Origin of the sequence: Streptomyces sp. NPDC002619, assembly GCF_042889305.1 — a bacterium.
Classification (GTDB): Bacteria; Actinomycetota; Actinomycetes; order Streptomycetales; family Streptomycetaceae; genus Streptomyces.
Window position 1 is genome coordinate 753,113 of the sequence record NZ_JBIAQV010000001.1, and the last position, 18,538, is coordinate 771,650.

Sequence of the window (18,538 nt, forward strand, 5' to 3'; positions counted from 1 at the left end):
CGCGGAAGGGCCCCGTGGCCGGTCGCCACGGGGCCCTTCCGCTCCGCGTCCACGCGCGGACGACGTCCTTCGTACGGGCTACAGCGGACTACAGCGCGCTGAAGCCCACCTTGCGGACGGTCGGCTCGCCGAGCTCGACGTACGCCAGCCGGTCCGCGGGGACCAGGATCTTGCGGCCGCGCTCGTCCTCGAGGCTCAGCAGCTGCGTCTTTCCGGCCAGCGCCTCGGCCACCACGCGCTCGATGTCCTCCGCACTCTGACCGCTCTCCAGAACGATCTCGCGGGGCGCGTGCTGCACGCCGATCTTGACCTCCACGGCTATGTCCCTCCGACGGTCAGTGAAGTGCGCGAACTTCCGCGCCGTACCCAGCACACATTAGCCCGGTGAGAGGACGTACACGCTCCGCGCGAGAACGCCAGGAGCGAACAGGGGCCGGGAACAAAACGCGGCAGGCGCCAGGCGGCCGGGGCCGGCCGGTTGCCCGGGCGTCAGTGGGACTGCTCGATCCCGTGCAACGGGAATCCCGCGATGCCCCGCCAGGCCAGCGACGTCAGCAGCTGCACCGCCTGGTCGCGCGGCACACTGCGGTCGCTGTGCAGCCAGGAGCGCGCGACGACCTGGGCGAGTCCGCCGAGGCCGGAGGCGAGCAGCATCGACTCGGCCCGGGACAGGCCCGTGTCCTCGGCGATGACGTCGCAGATCGCCTCGGCGCAGTCGTTGGTGACCTTGTCGACGCGCTCGCGCACCGCGGGCTCGTTCGTCAGGTCGGACTCGAAGACCAGACGGAAGGCGCCGCCGTCGTCCTCGACGTACGCGAAGTAGGCGTCCATGGTCGCCCGGACGCGCTGCTTGTTGTCGGTCGTCGACGCGAGCGCGTGCTGTACGGACTGGATCAGCGCCTCGCAGTGCTGGTCCAGCAGTGCCAGGTAGAGGTCGAGCTTGCCCGGGAAGTGCTGGTAGAGCACCGGCTTGCTGACGCCCGCGCGCTCGGCGATGTCGTCCATGGCGGCCGCGTGGTAGCCCTGGGCCACGAAGACCTCCTGGGCGGCGCCCAGCAACTGGTTGCGTCGGGCTCGGCGCGGCAGGCGAGTGCCCCGCGGGCGCGCCGCCTCTGTCTGCTCGATGGCTGTCACGCCGCCTCCCAAAATCGTCCACGTGCGGTGTGCGCCGCGCGGCCATCGTACTTTTCGGTAACCGTGGTGTGCGCGGTGCGAGCGCAGAATTTCACGTGGTGGACGGTGGCGAAAGCCGTACAGAGGTCCCTGAACTGGGGCAGGTCACTCCCCGTGTCCTCACCGATGTCAGCGGTAGTCGTCCTCGTCGAGGGACACGACACGCGCCTGTTCGATGAGGTCGGCCTCGTTCGCGCGGTCCGCTTGGACGCCGGTCAGGGGGTCGTCGTGGTCCTGGGAGACATCCGCGAGCTGCTCGGCGGCGTCGCCCTCGGGGGCCTCGACGTCGATCTCCGGGGCCTCGAGAACACCCTCGACCTGGAGGTCCTCGATCGTCTCGGGATCGCTGGGGTCATAGGCCATGGTGGGCTCCCTTCCTACGAACATCCCTGGAAGAAGCAGGGGCCACATACCGGTGCCCTCTGTACGAGCGTAGGAGACAGCCGATGCGGACGCCATGGCATCGGCCCTCGTTCACCGCGTAACCCGTGGTGGCCCGTGATGGCTCGCGCGGTGACACGCGCGCGACGACGGCGCCGATCTGTGATGGCGAACACACGAATCACGGCGTGATCGTCTCGTAACATTGCCGCATGTCTTCGACCGAGCTGCCGTCCGTGCCGGCCACCAGTGTCCTTCCGAAGGCAGCGCGCGTAAGGGTCGCGAAGGGCGAGCGGCTGCGGTCGGTGGGGCTGCCGGGGGTCACGCTGTCGATCCGGTCGAGGCCACCCGCGCGCGAGGGCCTGCCGCCCGCGTTGTACGTCCACGGGCTCGGCGGTTCGTCGCAGAACTGGTCGGCGCTGATGCGCGAGCTCGACGGCGTCGTCCACGGCGAGGCGGTCGACCTGCCCGGCTTCGGCGACTCCCCGCCGCCGGACGACGGGAACTACTCGGTCACCGGGCACGCGCGCGCGGTGATCCGCTATCTCGACGCGGCCGGGCGCGGCCCGGTGCACCTGTTCGGCAACTCGCTGGGCGGCGCGGTCACCACGTGCGTGTCCGCGGTGCGTCCGGATCTCGTACGGACCCTCACCCTCGTCTCTCCCGCACTCCCGGAGCTGCGCGTGCAGCGCACGGCCATGCCGACGGCGCTGCTGGGCATGCCCGGAGTGGCCTCCCTGTTCACCCGCGTCAGCCGGGAGTGGACGGCCGAACAGCGCGTCCGCGGTGTCCTGGGGCTGTGCTACGGCGACCCCGGGCGGGTCACGCCGGAGGCGTTCCAGCACGCGGTGGAGGAACTGGAGCGACGGCTTCAACTGCCGTACTTCTGGGACGCGATGGCACGGTCCGCGCGCGGGCTGGTGAACGCGTACACGCTGGGCGGCCAGCACGGGCTGTGGCGCCAGGCCGAGCGCGTCCTCGCCCCGACCCTCCTGATCTACGGCGGCCGCGACCGGCTCATCGGCTACCGCATGGCCCAGAAGGCGGCACGCTCCTTCCGCGAGTCCCGCCTCCTCTCCCTGCCGGACGCCGGGCACGTCGCGATGATGGAGTACCCGGAGACGGTGGCCGGGGCGTTCCGGGAACTCCTCGCGGATGCAGGGCAGTTGGGGGCGGCTCGGACTCCGGGTGTGGGGCGTTCCGTTGTGGCCGGCAACGATGCCGGGGCCACTGGATCAGGCACCGGTCCAGGCGCCGGTCCCGGTGCGGGCGCGGGGAGCTGAGGGGCGACGTGGGACGCCACAGCCGCCGCGGGCCTGCCGCCAAGGGCGACGCCGCGGAAATAACCGCAGGACGAGGAGCGCAGGACTCCGGCGTACCCGAGGCCCAGGCCGCGCCGGGCGCGATGCGGGCCGGGCGACCGGGGGAGACGCCGGGGCCGGTTGACGGGCGGCCGGGATCGTTGCCCGGGCAGCGGCCGTCGCCGGTGGCTGGGCCGTCGCCAGTGGGCGGGGGCCCGGGGTTCCGCGACGGCACGCCTGCGCGTGGCGTGCCGCGGTTCGCCGACGGTACGCCCGCGCGTGGCATGCCGCGTCTTCCCGATGGCACGCCCGCGCGTGGGGTGCCCCGGCTGCCTGATGGCACTCCCGCCCATGGCGTCCCCCGGTTGCCCGACGGCACCCCCGCTCGCGGCATCCCGCAGGCCCGTGGTGAGCACCCCGAGGTGCGTGAAACCGGGGGTGGCCGGGGCGAGTTCAGGGGGCGGGCGGGGGTGGTGCCGGGGTCGGGTGCGGGGCCCGGGGTGGCCCTACCGCGGCAGCGCCGGGCGGGGATGCCCCGACAGGACTACATCGACGCCTTCGACGCCGGCGATGCCGACGGTTCCGGCGGCTCCGACGATGACATTGACGTCTTCGCGCCCCGGCCCAAGATCGGCGCCCAGCGTGTCGAGTCGTACGACCCCGACGCCGCCCCCGCGACGGACGAGACCGGCGCCGACGAAGACGTACCACCCACGAGCGTGCCCGTGCAGGCCAAGGGCGGCAAGGGGCGGGCATTCACCGGGATGGCTGCCGCCGCTGTCACCACCGTGCTCGCGGTGATCGTCGCCGGGCACGTCACCGACGAGCACGACGGCACCGACGTGCGGGCGCAGTCCGCCAACGACCAGGGCCGCGACGCCCACGGCTCCGCCTCGCGCGGTGACGGCCGTACGACACCGTCGGCGGCGCCAGGCGCGGTCACGCTGACGTACGACCAGAAGATGGCCGAGAAGTACGCCCTCGGGCCCAAGCTGAAGGGCTCGGGAAAGTTCGACGCGGTCCCGGGCACCGCCAGGGCGCCCGGCAATGGACGCAAGTACACCTACCGCGTGGACGTGGAGCGGGGACTCGGCCTGGACGGGGAGCTCTTCGCCCAGGCCGTGCAGAAGACGCTCAACGACCGCCGTAGCTGGGCCCACGACGGCGCCCGCACCTTCGAGCGCGTCGACTCCGGCAAGCCCGACTTCGTCATCACGCTCGCCAGCCCCGGCACCACCGCCGACTGGTGCGCCAAGTCGGGCCTCGACACCACCGAGGACAACGTGTCGTGCGACTCGGCCTCCACCGAGCGCGTGATGATCAACGCGTACCGGTGGGCACAGGGTGCGAAGACCTATGGTGACGAGATTCACGCGTACCGGCAGATGCTGATCAACCACGAGGTCGGCCACCGCCTTGGCTACGGCCACGTCACCTGCGAGAAGGACGGCGGACTCGCCCCGGTCATGCAGCAGCAGACCAAGTTCCTCGACCACGACGGAATCCACTGTCTACCCAACCCCTGGCCCTATCCCGGGAGTTGACGGGCGGCACAGGGGTCACGTTGACATGAGCAGAATGTTCGTTCATATTTCTGCCCATGTGGTCCCGTCATGCCGTCACGAAGCGCGCCGCCATCGAGCTGGCGCTGATCGGCGTGACCGCACTCTGCGTGGCCGACATCCACTGTCGCTGACGCCCGCCCCTGACGTTCGCGTCGCGACCCTTCACCACCCTCACCGTGGCCCTGTCACGGCTTATCGACGACCCGGCGCCGGGGCAGACGTCTGTTCACGTTCGTCTCACCCCTCGTCCACTTGTCTCGCTATTCAAGATGCCGCGAGACATCGGACTCTAGAGCTACCCCGAGAGGTCGTCATTCCCATGCGTCAATCGTCCGTCATAGCCCGCCGCGTGGCAGCGGCATCCGTCGGCCTGGTCGTGGCAGCGGGCACTGCCGCCTGCGGGCCGAAGGACAACGATGCCAAGGGCTCGGGCAGCGGCTCCGCGCCCCAGAAGGGCGGCACGCTCACGGTCCTGAACTCCAACCCGCAGCAGGACTTCGACCCCGCCCGCCTGTACACGTCCGGCGGCGGCAACGTGCCGTCCCTGGTCTTCCGCACGCTCACCACCCGCAACCGCGAGAACGGCGCGGCCGGCGCCGAGGTCGTCCCCGACCTCGCCACCGACACCGGGCGCCCCAACAAGGACGCGACCGTGTGGACGTACACCTTGAAGCAGGGCCTCAAGTACGAGGACGGCACCCCGATCACCACGGCCGACATCAAGTACGGCATCGAGCGTTCGTTCGCCCCCGAACTCTCCGGCGGCGCCCCCTATCTGAGGGACTGGCTGGTCGGTGCGGCGGACTACCAGGGGCCGTACAAGGACAAGAAGGCCCTGTCGGCGATCGAGACGCCGGACGAGCGGACCATCGTCTTCCACCTGAACAAGCCCGAGGGCGAGTTCCCGTACCTGGCCACGCAGACCCAGTTCACGCCTGTCCCGAAGGCCGAGGACACCGGCACCAAGTACGAGGAGCACCCGGTCTCGTCCGGCCCGTACAAGGTCGTCAAGAACGAGAACGACGGCGAGCACCTCGTCCTGGAGCGCAACACCTACTGGTCGGCGTCCGTCGACGCCGAGCGCAAGGCCTACCCGGACACCATCGACGTGCGCTCCGGCCTCGACTCCTCGGTGATCAACCAGCGGCTGTCAGCGTCCCAGGGTGCGGACGCCGCGGCGGTCACCACGGACACCAACCTCGGTCCGGCCGAACTCGCCAAGGTGACGGGCGACAAGGAGCTGGCCATGCGTGTCGGCACCGGTCACTTCGGCTACACGAACTACATCGCGTTCAACCCGACGGTCAAGCCGTTCAACAACGTCAAGGTGCGGCAGGCGATCTCGTACGCCATCGACCGGTCGTCCGTGATCAACGCGGCGGGCGGTTCGGCCCTCGCCGAGCCCGCCACCACCTACCTGCCGAACCAGAAGTCCTTCGGCTACACGCCGTACGACCTGTTCCCGGCGGGCAAGGCCGGCAACGCGGTCAAGGCCAAGGAACTGCTGACGGAGGCCGGTTACAAGAACGGGCTCACGGTGACCCTGACCCACTCCAACAGCAAGGACTTCGAGACCAGCCCGGAGATCGCGACCGCGATCCAGGACGCGCTCAAGAAGGCCGGCATCACGGTCAAGCTCCAGGGTCTGGAGGAGAACGACTACTCGGACAAGATCCACAACGTCAAGACCGAGCCCGGCTTCTTCCTCGCCCACTGGGGTGCCGACTGGCCCTCCGGTGGTCCGTTCCTCGCCCCGATCTTCGACGGCCGGCAGATCGTCAAGGACGGTGCGAACTTCAACACCGGCCTGCTGAACGACAAGTCCGTCAATGACGAGATAGACGCGATCAACAAGTTGACCGACCTTGACGCTGCCGCCAAGCGGTGGGGTGCACTGGACAAGAAGATCGGCGAGCAGGCCCTGACCGTGCCGCTGTTCCACCCCGTCTACAAGCGTCTGTACGGCAAGGACGTCAAGAACATCGTGATCAGCGACTGGACCGGTGTGCTCGACATCTCGCAGGTCGCGGTCAAGTAGTCATGACGATCAACCACACAGTCATGCCAGTCATGGCGGTCAACCAGTCATGAGCGATGCCCTTGTGGCCTCCCAGGCCGCCGGGACGGACACCTCCGTCCCGGCGGCCTCCGGGGCTCGTCAGTTCTGGCGGCGGCTGCGCGCGCAGCCCGCCGCCCTCGTCGCGGCGGGCGTCGTCGCGCTGCTCGTCCTGGTCGCGCTCGCCGCGCCGCTGCTCACCGCGATCGAGGGCCAGGACCCGACCACGTACCACCCTGCCCTCGTCGACTCCGCGCGCGGCGGCGTGCCCATCGGCTCGTTCGGCGGCCTCGGTGCCCACCACTGGCTCGGCGTCGAACCGCAGACGGGCCGCGACCTGTTCGCGCGCCTCGCGTACGGCGCGCGGGTCTCGCTGGGCGTCGCCCTGGCGGCGACCCTGGTGCAGGTCCTCATCGGCGTCGTCGTCGGCGTCGCGGCCGGACTCGGCAACCGATGGGTTGATCAACTGTTGAGCCGGGTCACCGACATCATCGTCGCCATGCCGCTGATGATCATGGCGCTGGCGCTGCTGGCGATCGTGCCCAGCAGCTTCCCGCGCCCGGTGCTCGTCTCGCTCGTCATCGGCCTGGTCGCCTGGGGCACCATCGCCAAGATCACCCGCGCCCAGACCCTCACCCTCAAGGAACTCGACTACGTCGCCGCCGCCCGGCTCAGCGGCTGGAGTACCTGGCGGATCGCCCGCCGGGAACTGCTGCCCGGCCTCGCCGCGCCCGTCATCACCTACGCCGCGCTCATGGTGCCCAGCAACATCGCCATCGAGGCCGCCCTGTCCTTCCTCGGTGTCGGCGTGAAGCCGCCGACACCGTCCTGGGGAGAGATGCTCACCTCGGCCGACGTCTGGTACGCGGCGGCGCCGCAGTATTTGCTGCTCCCCGCGAGCGCCCTGTTCGTGACCGTGCTCGCCCTCACCGTCCTCGGCGACGGAGTGCGCACCGCCCTCGACCCGCGCGCGGCCTCCCGCCTGCGCGTCGGCACGGGCCGCAGGCGCGAGGCCGATGCCGCGACCGTGGCTCCGGTACGGAAGGAGGGCGCCGCATGACCGGCTTCGGCGGTTTCGCCCTGCGCCGTGTCCTCGGCGCCGTACTCACCCTGTTCGCCATCTCGGTGATCATCTACATCGTCTTCTACGCCACACCCGGCAACGTCGCCCAGATCACCTGTGGCCCGCGCTGCTCGCCGGAACAGGTGCACCAGGTCGCCCAGCAGCTGCGGCTCGACGACCCGCTGTACCTGCGCTACTGGCACTTCCTGGAGGGCATCGTTGTCGGCCAGGACTACTCGACCGGCACGTCCGTCGGGCACTGCTCGGCGCCCTGCCTGGGACTGTCGTACCAGAGCGACCAGCAGGTCACGCAGATCATCCTCACGAAGCTGCCCGTCAGCCTGTCGCTGGTGGCCGGCGCGATGGTGCTCTGGCTCGTGCTGGGCGTCGGCACCGGCGTGCTCTCCGCCTGGCGGCGCGGCCGGTTCAGCGAGCGCGCGCTGACCGGTGTCACCCTCGCGGGCATCGCCACGCCTGTGTTCGTCATCGGCCTCGTCCTGATGATCGTGATCTGCGGACAGCTGGAACTGCTGCCCTTCCCGCAGTACGTCGCCTTCACCGACGACCCCGAGCAGTGGGCCTGGAACCTCCTGCTGCCGTGGCTCACGCTCGCCCTCAGTGAGGCCGCCTTCTTCGCCCGGCTGACCCGGGCATCGATGCTGGAGACGCTCGCGGAGGACCACATCCGCACCTTCCGGGCCTACGGCGTCGGCGAGCGGTCGATCGTCGGCCGGCACGCCCTGCGGGGCGCACTGGCCCCGGTCATCGCCCTGAACGCCAACGACTTCGGAGCGGCCGTGGGCGGCGCCGTCCTCACCGAGACCCTCTTCGGACTGCCCGGCATCGGCCAGGAACTGGTCCACGCGGTGACCGTCGTCGACCTTCCGGTGGTCGTCGGCATGGTCCTGGTCATCGGATTCTTCGTGGTCATCGCCAACGCCGTCGCGGACGTGCTGTACGCGGTGGCCGACCGACGGGTGGTACTCGTATGAGCCTGGTGGAAGTCACGGACCTGACGGTCGAGTTCGGGACCCTGCGGGCCGTGGACGGGCTGTCGTTCCGGCTCGAGCGCGGCGCCGCCCTGGCCCTGGTCGGCGAGTCCGGCTCCGGCAAGTCCACGGTCGCCGCCGCGCTGCTCGGACTGCACCACGGCACGGGAGCCCGGGTCGGCGGCTCGGTCCACGTCGCCGGCACCGACGTACAGCGGGCGTCCGACCAGGAGTTGCGGCGGCTGCGCGGCGGACGGGCCGCCATGGTCTTCCAGGACCCGCTGTCGTCGCTCGACCCGTACTACGCGATCGGCGACCAGATCGCCGAGGTGTACCGCGTGCACACGCGCGCCTCGCGACGGGCGGCACGCGCGCGTGCCGTCGAGGTTCTCGACCGGGTTGGAATTCCGGACGCACGGCGGCGGTCCCGTGCCCGCCCGCACGAGTTCAGCGGCGGCATGCGCCAGCGCGCCCTGATCGCCATGGCGCTCGCCTGCGAGCCGGACCTGCTGATCGCCGACGAACCGACCACCGCACTGGACGTGACCGTCCAGGCCCAGATCCTCGACCTGCTGCACACCTTGCGCGAGGAGACCGGCACGGGCCTGCTGCTCGTCACCCACGACGTGGGCGTCGCCGCCGAGAGCGTCGACGAGGTGCTGGTCATGCGGCACGGTCAGGCGGTCGAACACGGCCCGGTGTCCGCCGTACTCGGCTCGCCCACGCACGCGTACACCCGCGAACTGCTCGGCGCCGTCCCGCGCGTGGACGCGCCACGCAGCGCCTCACGGGCGACCGACGAGGTCGTTCTGGAGGCCACCGGCCTGAGACGCGAATTCGGGCGCGGGAAGCGGGCGTTCGCGGCCGTGGACGACGTGTCGCTGACGATCCGCCGCGGCGAGACCCTCGGCATCGTCGGCGAGAGCGGCAGCGGCAAGACGACCCTGGGCCGCATGCTGGTCGGACTGCTGGAGCCGACGGCGGGCGCGATCCGCTACGAGGGCCGCCCGCACACCGGCGTGAACCCGGCCGTGCAGATGGTCTTCCAGGACCCCGTCTCCTCCCTCAACCCCCGCCGCAGCGTGGGTGAATCCATCGCCGACCCGCTTCGCGCGCGGGGGATGGGGGTCCCCCCGCTCGAGCAAAACCGAGAGTGGAGGGACGAGGGGCGCATCAGGGGGCGCGTGACGGAACTGCTGGAGCGCGTGGGGCTCGAGGGGGCGCACTACGACCGCTACCCCCACGAGTTCAGCGGCGGACAGCGCCAGCGCGTGGGCATCGCGCGGGCGCTCGCGGCCGACCCGCGCGTCATTGTCTGCGACGAGCCCGTCTCCGCGCTGGACGTCACCACGCAGGCCCAGGTGGTGGCCCTGCTCGGCGAGTTGCAGCAGGAACTCGGACTGGCGCTGGTCTTCGTCGCGCACGACCTCGCCGTCGTCCGCCAGGTCAGTGACCGGGTCGCCGTGATGCGCCGGGGCCGGATTGTCGAGTCCGGCCCCGCCGACGAGGTGTACGACTCCCCGCAGGACCCCTACAGCAAGCAGCTCCTGGCCGCCGTGCCCGCCCTCGACCCCGAGGTCGCGGCCCAACGGCGGGCCGTGCGGCGGGAACTGTCCGCGGCATAGGCCTGGAGAGCATCCGGATGTGACGATCCGTACGCGCCTGATCTCCTAGCGCGACAGAACGCGACCCGCACGGGAAAGTTACGACCGTTCACCCCTTTTGGTGGCGCGATGGACAACCGTCCATCGCGCCACCGCCCCGTCCGCTTACGTTCGTCCCGCTGCGAGCCGCCGGGACAACGGCGGCTCCCCATACAGGAGATCGGGGGTGCACACGTGCGCATCGGACTGCTTACGGAGGGTGGCTATCCGTATGTGAGCGGTGACGCCAGACTCTGGTGCGACCGGCTCGTACGCGGGCTTGGGCAGCACGAGTTCGACATCTACGCGCTCAGCCGCACCCGGCGACAGGAGGACGAGGGCTGGATTCCGCTCCCGCCGCACGTCAGCCGGGTGCGTACGGCGCCGCTGTGGACCGCCGAGGCCGACAGCGCCGGCTACGGGCGCCGTGCGCGACGGCGTTTCACCGAGTGCTATACGGAGCTCGCCGGGGCCGTGTGTGCCGGGTCGGACGACCAGGCGGACCGTTTCGCCGGCGCGTTGTACGGACTCGCCGAACTGGCCCGCGACGAAGGCGGACTGGTGGGAGCGCTCCGCTCCGAAACCGCCGTACGAGCCCTGGAGCGCGCCTGCCGCGCACCCGGTGCCCTGCGCGCCGCGCGTGAGGCCCGCGTACCCGAACTGCTCACCGTCGCCGCCCATCTCGAACGCGTCCTGCGCCCCCTCTCCCTCGACTGGTACGCGGACGACGCCCTCGGCGCGGCCGACCTGTGCCACGCGACAGCCGGCGGTCCGGCGGCCCTGCCCGGGCTGCTCGCCCGCCACTTCTGCGGCGTGCCCCTGCTGGTGACCGAGTACGGCGTGCAACTGCGCTCGCACTACCTCGCCGCCGGTGCCGGCCAGGACGCCCCGTCCGTACGGGCCCTGCTCGCCGCCTTCCACCGAGGACTCGCCGGCGAGGTCTACCGGCGCGCCGCGATCGTCACGCCCGGCAACGCGCACGCCCGGCGCTGGCAGGAGCGCTGCGGCGCCGACCGCACCAAGATCCGCACCGTCCACCCGGGCATGGAGGCGTCCCGCTTCACGGAGGCCGGCGAGTCCCCGGACGGCGGGGACCCGGACATGCTCGTGTGGGTCGGCCGGGTCGAGCCCGCCAAGGACCTGGTGTCGCTGCTGCACGCCTTCGCAGAGGTGCGCAAGGCCGAACCCAAGGCCCGGCTGCGGATCCTGGGCGCCCCGACCGGCGCCGAGGGGCGCGTCTACCTGGGCCACTGCAGGGCGCTCGCCGCACAGCTCTTCCCGGACGAGGCCGAGGGCGTCCACGCGGTCGGCGACAACCCCGTGAGCTTCGATGAGATCGGCGGCCCGGAGGCCCCGACCCTCGCCGACGCCTACGCCTCGGGCGCCGTGGTCGTCCTGTCCAGTGTCGTCGAGGGCTTCCCGATCAGCCTGGTCGAGGCGATGTTCTGTGGCCGCGCGACCGTGTCCACGGACGTCGGCGCGGTGGTCGAGGTCATCGGCGGCACCGGCCTCGTCGTGCCCCCGCGCAATCCACGGGCACTCGCGGAGTCGTGCGTGGCGCTGCTGCGCGACCCGGAGCGCCGCGAGCGCCTGGGCGCGGCCGCCCGCGCCCGCGCGCTCGAACTGTTCACCGTCGAGCAGAACATCACGGCATTTCACGGCATTTACCTCGAGATCGTCGCCCACTGCCCCGTTCGCCGTGTCGTCCTCGACGACGCCGGCGAACCCCTGCCGTTTGCCACCCCCGCCGAGGCCCACATCCCGGGGCGCTGGACCGGATCCCCGACACGCGTCGTCGCCCGCGGCGGCCCCACCTGGGCAGCCTCAGACACCCCCGTACGGGCCACACGCCTCGCGACCTCGGAGGGCGCGCGATGAGCGGCCTGGGAAAACTCGACCGTTCGGACACCCTGGACAGCCCCGACGCGTGGGACGCGCAGTCGGAAGGCCGGTCGGCCGTCGAGGGCGACGCGGAACTCGCGGACGGCCCAGGGTTCGCGGGTGGCCCAGGACTCGCGGGCGGCCGGGATCTCGTGGACGGCTCGGGGCTTGCGAGTGGCCGGGATCTCGCGGGCGGTCCGGGGCTTGCGGGCGGTCCGGAGCTTGCGGGTGGCCGGGATCTCGTGGACGGCTCGGGGCTTGCGGGTGGCCGGGATCTCGCGGGCGGTCCGGAGCTCACGGACGGCCGGGAACTCGCGGATGGTCCGGAACCCACCGATGGTCCTGAACTCGCCGACGGTCCGGAATTCGCCGACGGGCCGCACGGAAAACCGGAGTCCCCCTGCGAACCCGGCCTCCCCAGCGAGGCCGGAGCTGCGGTCCGGACGAGGCTCACGGCCGACCCGGAGGACGGCAAGGGCCGCAGGCCCGCCGGCCGACGCGGTGCTGCCGACCCCGTGAAGTCGCTGATGCACCGTCACCGCGAGCTGTGCGAACACGCCGTGGACCCGCTGGAGATCGCGGCCGGACTCGAGGCGCACGGCGTCAGCGACCGCACCGCCGCCCGCTTCCGCCACCGCGACGTCTTCTCCCTCGCCGAGGAGATGTACGCGCGCGTCCCCCACGACGGCGAACCCCGCCCCCGGCCCACAGCCACCGAAGCTCCCCGGGCCCGCGCCGACTGGGCCCTGCTCGCCCTCCTGCCAGGCGTGCTGTGCGCAGCAACCGTGGCCGGCTTGCATCTCACCCACGGCCGGACCCGCTTCCTGGTGGCCGCCACCGGTGTCCTCGCCGTGAGTCTCGGCGTGCGCGCGGCGCTCCGGCGGGGCCCGCTCGGCACACCCCCCGGCACGCGCGTGTGGCGGCACACCACGCCGACACACGCATGGACCTGGTGGCTCCTCGGATACGCCCTCCTCGGCGACGGCCTGCTCGGTGCCGCCGTCGGGGGCGGCCCCGACGCCCTGCCGAACGGCACCCCGGACGGCCCCTGGCCCATGGCCGCCGCACCCGTCCTGGCCCTCACCCTTTCCTGCCCCCCGGCGGCCTGGAGCGCCCACCTCTTCGCCACCCACGCCCGCCGCAGGCTCACGGCCAGCCGCGGCCTGGAGGAGTTCTCCGCCGCCGTACAACCGTTGCTGCTCGGCGCGTTCGCCTTGTTCCTGTGCGCCCTCGCGGCCCTCGCCGCCCTGTCCGCCGCGGCCCTGGACGAGCCCGCGGCCTACCCCGAGACCCTCGCCCTGGGTGCCCTGCTCCTGCTCGCCCGCCTCCTCACCGTCCACCACCGGGCCCACTCGGCCACCCTCGCTCTCGCCGCGGCCGCCACTGCCGAGGCACTGGCGCCCGCCCTGGTCCTCGCCGGCCACCTCCCTGGCTGCTCCTTCCTCGCCGCACCGGTCCGGGCCCTCGTGGACAACCGGGGCACCGGCAGCGTCCCGACGCTCGCCTGCACCGCAGCCGCCCTGACTTTGCTGTTCCACGCGACCCGCACCCTGACCCGGGCCTCGGCCCACGCGCCGACGGGAGAGCAGACGTGAACCCGCCCGCACCCGCCCGGACCGCACCCACGCCGTGGCACCCGCCCCCGCCGCACAGCAGCCCTGCTCAGGGCCGCTTCCGCCCCCTGCCGCAGGCGCTCGGCCCCACCGCCGGAGGCAACCGCATCACCCCTTTGAAGGAGAAGACCAGATGACCACCTCCCGACCCGGAGCATCCGGAGCCACCGGAGCAGCCGGTGCGCACACCCCGGGAGCCGCCCGATGAGGGTCCTGCTGATCGGAGCCAACGGCTACCTCGGCCGCTTCGTCGCCGACCGCCTGCTCGCCGACCCGGCCGTCCAGCTCACCGCACTCGGCCGCGGCGACGACGCCGACGTCCGCTTCGACCTCGCCAGCGGCAGCCCCGGCGCGCTCACCCGCTTCCTGGACGCGGTCCACCCCGGCGTCGTCATCAACTGCGCCGGCGCCACCCGCGGCGGCGCCCGCGAACTCACCCGGCACAACACCGTCGCCGTGGCCACCGTCTGCGAGGCCCTGCGCCGCAGCGGCTGCGGCGCCCGTCTGGTGCAGATCGGGTGCAGCGCCGAGTACGGCCCGAGCCAGCCCGGCTCCTCCACGGCCGAGGACGCCGTCCCCCGCCCCGGCGGCCCGTACGGCGTCAGTAAACTCGCCGCCACCGAACTCGTCCTGGGCGCCGGCCTGGACGCCGTCGTCCTGAGGGTGTTCTCACCCGCCGGACCCGGCACCCCGGCCGGCTCCCCGCTCGGCCGGCTCGCCGAGGCGATGCGCCGCGCCATGCAGTCCGGCGACGGCGAACTCAAGCTCGCCGGCCTGGGCGCCCAGCGCGACTTCATCGACGTTCGCGACGTGGCCCGCGCCGTGCACGCGGCCTCCCTCTCCGCCGCACAGGGGGTCATCAACATCGGCTCGGGCCGTGCCGTCCGCCTCCGGGACGCCGCCGCAGTCCTCGCCCGCGTCGCCGGATACGGCGGCACCCTGCACGAACTCGACGGACCTCCCGGCCCCCTACGGACATCCATCGGCCACCCCCGCGGCGAATCCGACCATGCGGCCCCGATCGCGTACCCGTACCCCGACGGCTGCGGCAGCTGGCAGCAGGCCGACGTGCGCACCGCACGCGACCGGCTCGGCTGGCGGCCCCGGATCAACCTCGAAGAGTCCCTCGCAGACATCTGGATGGAGGCGGCATGCCGCATCTGACCAGCGCCGAACCGGGCACCACGAGCACAGGTTTCAGCACCGCGTTCGGTATCCCCGGCTACGCCCACCCCCTCGTCGCTCCTGCCGAGTGGGCCGAACTCACCCGGCCCGGCACACCCCTGCACTGGGTCGTCCTCAATGTCGCGGGCGGACCCGGCAGCCGCCCCGACCCGCACTGCCTGGAGGCGGCCGGCAGACTGAGCAACGCGGGCGTCCGCGTGCTCGGCCATCTCGACACGGCGTACGGCGCCCGGCCCGTGGGCGACCTCCTCACCGACGCGCGGCTCTACGTCGACTGGTACCGGGTCGACGGCTTCCTCCTGGACCGCTGTCCCACCGAACGGACGGCGCTCCCCGAGGTCCGGCGGGCCGTCACCGCCCTGCGGGCGCTGCGGGACGACGCCCACATCGTCCTCGGCCACGGCAGCCATCCCCACGCGGGCTACGCCGAGAACGCCGACCAGTTGGTGACCTTCTCCGGCCCCTGGACCGAGTACCGCTGGTCGCAGGTCGCCGAGTGGACCGCCGACTATCCGCCCGACCGCTTCTGCCACTTCGTGCACGGCGTTCCCCGCGGCCACCTGGACGAGGCACTGCGCATCGCACGCTGGCAGGGAGCCGCCACGATCTACTTCACCGACCGCACCGACCGCACCGACCGCACCGACCGCACCGACCGCACCGACCCCTGGGAGACGATGCCCGGTTACTGGGACGAAATCGTCTCGCGGATCGGAACGGGTGTCTCGGAATGAAGAAGGCCATGGCAGTGTTACAGAGAGAACAAACGTAGTGATTGACCGACCAACGGAGTCCCCGTGTCGCTGCCACCCCTGGTCGAGCCAGCTTCTGAGCTCACCGTAGACGAGGTCCGCAGGTACTCCCGCCACCTGATCATCCCCGACGTGGGGATGGACGGGCAGAAGCGGCTGAAGAACGCCAAGGTGCTCTGTGTGGGCGCGGGCGGCCTGGGCTCGCCGGCGCTGATGTACCTGGCCGCGGCGGGCGTCGGTACGCTCGGCATCGTGGAGTTCGACGAGGTCGACGAGTCGAACCTGCAGCGCCAGATCATCCACAGTCAGTCCGACATCGGCCGCTCCAAGGCCGAGTCGGCGCGCGACAGTGTCAAGGGCATCAACCCTTACGTGAACGTGATCCTTCACGAGGAGCGGCTCGAGGCCGACAACGTGATGGACATCTTCAGCCAGTACGACCTGATCGTCGACGGTACGGACAACTTCGCGACCCGCTACCTGGTCAACGACGCCTGCGTGCTGCTCAACAAGCCCTACGTGTGGGGCTCGATCTACCGCTTCGACGGCCAGGCCTCGGTCTTCTGGTCCGAGCACGGCCCCTGCTACCGCTGCCTCTACCCGGAGCCCCCGCCCCCGGGCATGGTCCCCTCCTGCGCCGAGGGCGGCGTCCTGGGCGTGCTGTGCGCGTCCATCGGCTCCATCCAGGTCACCGAGGCGATCAAGGTCCTCACAGGCACCGGCGAGCCGCTGGTCGGCCGACTGATGATCTACGACGCCCTGGAGATGCAGTACCGCCAGGTCAAGGTCCGCAAGGACCCCAACTGCGCGGTCTGTGGCGAGAACCCGACCGTCACCGAACTCATCGACTACGAGGCCTTCTGCGGCGTCGTGTCCGAGGAGGCCCAGGCGGCGGCCGCCGGCTCCACGATCACTCCCAAGCAGCTCAAGGAGTGGATCGACGACGGCGAGAACATCGAGATCATCGACGTCCGTGAGCAGAACGAGTACGAGATCGTCTCCATCCCGGGCGCCAAGCTGATCCCGAAGAACGAGTTCCTCCTGGGCAGCGCCCTGGAGACCCTCCCGCAGGACAAGAAGATCGTCCTGCACTGCAAGACGGGTGTCCGCAGCGCCGAGGTCCTCGCCGTGCTGAAGTCCGCGGGCTTCGCGGACGCCGTGCACGTCGGCGGCGGCGTGATCGGCTGGGTCAACCAGATCGAGCCGAGCAAGCCGGTCTACTAGACGCGAGTCATCCCCGGTCCCGGAGGGGCTCGGCACCTGGTGTGCCGGGCCCCTTTCCGCTGCCCCGAGTGCCGCGCGGGCCTCGGGCGCTACGAGCAGACCTTGCCGTCCTTCGGCACCGTGCCGCTGAGCAGGTACGCGTTCACCGTCGAGTCCACGCACTCGTTCCCGTTGCCGTACGCCCCGTGTCCCTCGCCCTTCCAGGTCAGCTCCACACCGACGCCCTTGCCCAGTTCGTCGGCCATCCTGCGGGCACCCTCGTACGGCGTCGCCGGGTCGCCGGTGTTGCCGACCAGCAGGATCGGCGCCGCGCCCGGTGCGCTCACCTCCGGGGTGTCGTACTGCCCGGCCACCGGCCAGTCGTGACACCACCCGGCCGTGTCCCAGCCGAGGAAGTCCCCGAACACCGGCGAGATCTTCTCGAACTCCGGCAGCAGCCCTTTCGTCTTCTCGAGCGTGGGCCGCTGCTTGTCGTCCAAGCACGATATGACCCGTTGCGCGTGGGTCGTCGTGCCGTAGTGACCCGAGGAGTCACGGTCGTTGTATTCGTCGGCCAGCGACAGCAGTCGCGAACCGTCCCCCTGCTCCGCCGAGTTCAGGGCGCTGGTCAGCGTCGGCCAGCCGGCCTTGCTGTACAGGGGCAGGACGATGCCGGTCACCGCGAGGCTCTGGGTCAGCTTCCGGCCGGACGAGGTGGGCAGGGGCTCGGCGTCGATCCGCTTCAGCAGGGCGGCGATCTTCCGTGAGCCCTGCTTCGGGTCCTGGCCGGTGGACTTGAGGTAGTCGTCGAGGGCCCGCTGGAACCCCCTGGCCTGGTTCTCGGCGTGGCCCACCGAGTCGGCGCTCGGGTCGACCACGGCGTCGAGGATCAGCCGCCCCACGTTCTTCGGGAACAAGTGGGCGTAGACGCCGCCCAGTTCGGTGCCGTACGAGATGCCGAAGTAGTGCATCCGCGCGTCGCCGAGGACCTGGCGCATCAGGTCCATGTCGCGGGCCGTGTCGGTCGTCGAGACGTGGGCCATCAGCTTGCCGGCGGCCCGCTCACAGCCCTTGCCGAAGTCGGTCGCGTCCTGGAAGTACGCCTTCTCCTCGGCCGGGGTGTCCGGGGTGGCGTCGATCGTCTCGGCCGCCCTGATGTCCCGGTCGGCGCGGCAGCGGATGCCCTCGCTGGCCCCGACCCCGCGCGGGTCCCAGCTCACGAGGTCGTACCGCTTGCGCAGTTCGGAGACCGTGGCCGCGTAGTACGACATCGTCGACACGCCCGAGCCGCCCGGCCCGCCGAAGTTGAAGAGGAGCGAGCCGATGCGGTCCCCCCCGGTGGCGCGGGCCCGGATCAACGCGAGGCCGATGGTCGCGCCGTCCGGCCTGGCCCAGTCCAGCGGGACCTTGAGCGTCGCGCACTGCCAGTCGCCGCTCGGCGCGGCGGAGTCCGTCGTGCCCTTGCAGCGGCCCCAGTCGGGCTTCTGCGACGTGAGTGAGGAGGGCAGGGCGACGGCGGACGTGCCGGCCTGCGGCGCCGACGGAGCGCCGGACGTGTCCTTCCCCTTGTCCCCGCCCCCACCTGACGAGCCGCCACCGCACCCGGCCACCAGCGCCGCTGCGGCGACCACGGCCGCCCACCGTACGAAACGCGACATGCGCACCCCCCTCGCAAGCTCTCAGCACATCGGTCGCGGAGAGCGGTCAGGCCATAGTAGGCGGATCAAGCCGCG

17 protein-coding genes are annotated in these 18,538 nt (G+C 71.5%); 13 read left to right on the plus strand and 4 right to left on the minus strand.

Annotation, left to right across the window (positions count from 1 at the left end; all coding sequences use genetic code 11):
* Positions 1-88: 88 nt before the first annotated feature.
* The 3 genes from ACFYXB_RS03700 to ACFYXB_RS03710 form a co-directional block, all read right to left on the minus strand.
* Complete coding sequence (locus ACFYXB_RS03700) at positions 89-316, minus strand: DUF3107 domain-containing protein (RefSeq protein ID WP_351343911.1); 228 nt, start codon at positions 314-316, stop codon at positions 89-91.
* 173 nt (positions 317-489) lie between these two features.
* Positions 490-1,134: a TetR/AcrR family transcriptional regulator gene (locus ACFYXB_RS03705; RefSeq protein WP_351343908.1), complete on the minus strand. Its 645-nt coding sequence runs from the start codon at positions 1,132-1,134 to the stop codon at positions 490-492.
* Between the two features lie 168 nt (positions 1,135-1,302).
* On the minus strand, positions 1,303-1,536 hold the full coding sequence (locus ACFYXB_RS03710; RefSeq protein WP_351343905.1) for a hypothetical protein: 234 nt from the start codon (positions 1,534-1,536) through the stop codon (positions 1,303-1,305).
* A 230-nt stretch (positions 1,537-1,766) separates the two neighbouring features.
* On the opposite strand from ACFYXB_RS03710, the gene ACFYXB_RS03715 reads away from it, so the two are divergent.
* The 13 genes from ACFYXB_RS03715 (at position 1,767) to moeZ (ending at position 16,826) form a co-directional block, all read left to right on the plus strand.
* On the plus strand, positions 1,767-2,837 hold the full coding sequence (locus ACFYXB_RS03715; RefSeq protein WP_389577286.1) for an alpha/beta fold hydrolase: 1,071 nt from the start codon (positions 1,767-1,769) through the stop codon (positions 2,835-2,837).
* Positions 2,838-2,845: 8 nt separating this feature from the next.
* Positions 2,846-4,399: a DUF3152 domain-containing protein gene (locus tag ACFYXB_RS03720; protein ID WP_389577288.1), complete on the plus strand. Its 1,554-nt coding sequence runs from the start codon at positions 2,846-2,848 to the stop codon at positions 4,397-4,399.
* A 56-nt stretch (positions 4,400-4,455) separates the two neighbouring features.
* Positions 4,456-4,551 carry an Ms4533A family Cys-rich leader peptide gene (locus ACFYXB_RS03725; RefSeq protein ID WP_351343896.1) on the plus strand — a complete coding sequence of 32 codons (96 nt, stop codon included), beginning with the start codon at positions 4,456-4,458 and terminating at the stop codon, positions 4,549-4,551.
* Positions 4,552-4,739: 188 nt separating this feature from the next.
* Positions 4,740-6,458: an ABC transporter substrate-binding protein gene (locus ACFYXB_RS03730; protein ID WP_389577290.1), complete on the plus strand. Its 1,719-nt coding sequence runs from the start codon at positions 4,740-4,742 to the stop codon at positions 6,456-6,458.
* 49 nt (positions 6,459-6,507) lie between these two features.
* Entirely contained in the window at positions 6,508-7,536 is a 1,029-nt protein-coding gene (locus ACFYXB_RS03735; protein WP_351343892.1) for an ABC transporter permease, read from the plus strand.
* A complete protein-coding gene (locus ACFYXB_RS03740; RefSeq protein ID WP_388497540.1) occupies positions 7,533-8,531 on the plus strand; it encodes an ABC transporter permease in 999 nt (332 codons plus the stop codon). Before ACFYXB_RS03735 ends, ACFYXB_RS03740 begins: the two co-directional genes overlap by 4 nt.
* The gene (locus ACFYXB_RS03745; RefSeq protein WP_389577293.1) at positions 8,528-10,153 is read left to right on the plus strand and encodes a dipeptide ABC transporter ATP-binding protein; all 1,626 of its coding nucleotides are present in this window, start codon (positions 8,528-8,530) and stop codon (positions 10,151-10,153) included. Before ACFYXB_RS03740 ends, ACFYXB_RS03745 begins: the two co-directional genes overlap by 4 nt.
* 213 nt (positions 10,154-10,366) lie before the next feature.
* The gene (locus ACFYXB_RS03750; protein ID WP_389577295.1) at positions 10,367-12,049 is read left to right on the plus strand and encodes a DUF3492 domain-containing protein; all 1,683 of its coding nucleotides are present in this window, start codon (positions 10,367-10,369) and stop codon (positions 12,047-12,049) included.
* A 245-nt stretch (positions 12,050-12,294) separates the two neighbouring features.
* Positions 12,295-13,647 carry a hypothetical protein gene (locus ACFYXB_RS03755; protein ID WP_389577455.1) on the plus strand — a complete coding sequence of 451 codons (1,353 nt, stop codon included), beginning with the start codon at positions 12,295-12,297 and terminating at the stop codon, positions 13,645-13,647.
* Positions 13,644-13,802 (plus strand): hypothetical protein, encoded by a 159-nt coding sequence (locus ACFYXB_RS03760; protein ID WP_389577297.1) that lies wholly within the window; start codon positions 13,644-13,646, stop codon positions 13,800-13,802. The genes ACFYXB_RS03755 and ACFYXB_RS03760 overlap by 4 nt, the downstream gene beginning before the upstream one ends.
* Positions 13,803-13,869: 67 nt before the next feature.
* Positions 13,870-14,829: an NAD-dependent epimerase/dehydratase family protein gene (locus tag ACFYXB_RS03765; RefSeq protein ID WP_389577299.1), complete on the plus strand. Its 960-nt coding sequence runs from the start codon at positions 13,870-13,872 to the stop codon at positions 14,827-14,829.
* On the plus strand, positions 14,817-15,584 hold the full coding sequence (locus ACFYXB_RS03770; RefSeq protein ID WP_389577301.1) for a spherulation-specific family 4 protein: 768 nt from the start codon (positions 14,817-14,819) through the stop codon (positions 15,582-15,584). The genes ACFYXB_RS03765 and ACFYXB_RS03770 overlap by 13 nt, the downstream gene beginning before the upstream one ends.
* Positions 15,585-15,647: 63 nt before the next feature.
* Entirely contained in the window at positions 15,648-16,826 is a 1,179-nt protein-coding gene (gene moeZ, locus ACFYXB_RS03775) for an adenylyltransferase/sulfurtransferase MoeZ (protein ID WP_351343871.1), read from the plus strand.
* Between the two features lie 89 nt (positions 16,827-16,915).
* Here moeZ and ACFYXB_RS03780 read toward each other — a convergent pair whose 3' ends face one another.
* A complete protein-coding gene (locus tag ACFYXB_RS03780; RefSeq protein ID WP_389577303.1) occupies positions 16,916-18,463 on the minus strand; it encodes an alpha/beta hydrolase in 1,548 nt (515 codons plus the stop codon).
* Positions 18,464-18,538 lie beyond the last annotated feature (75 nt).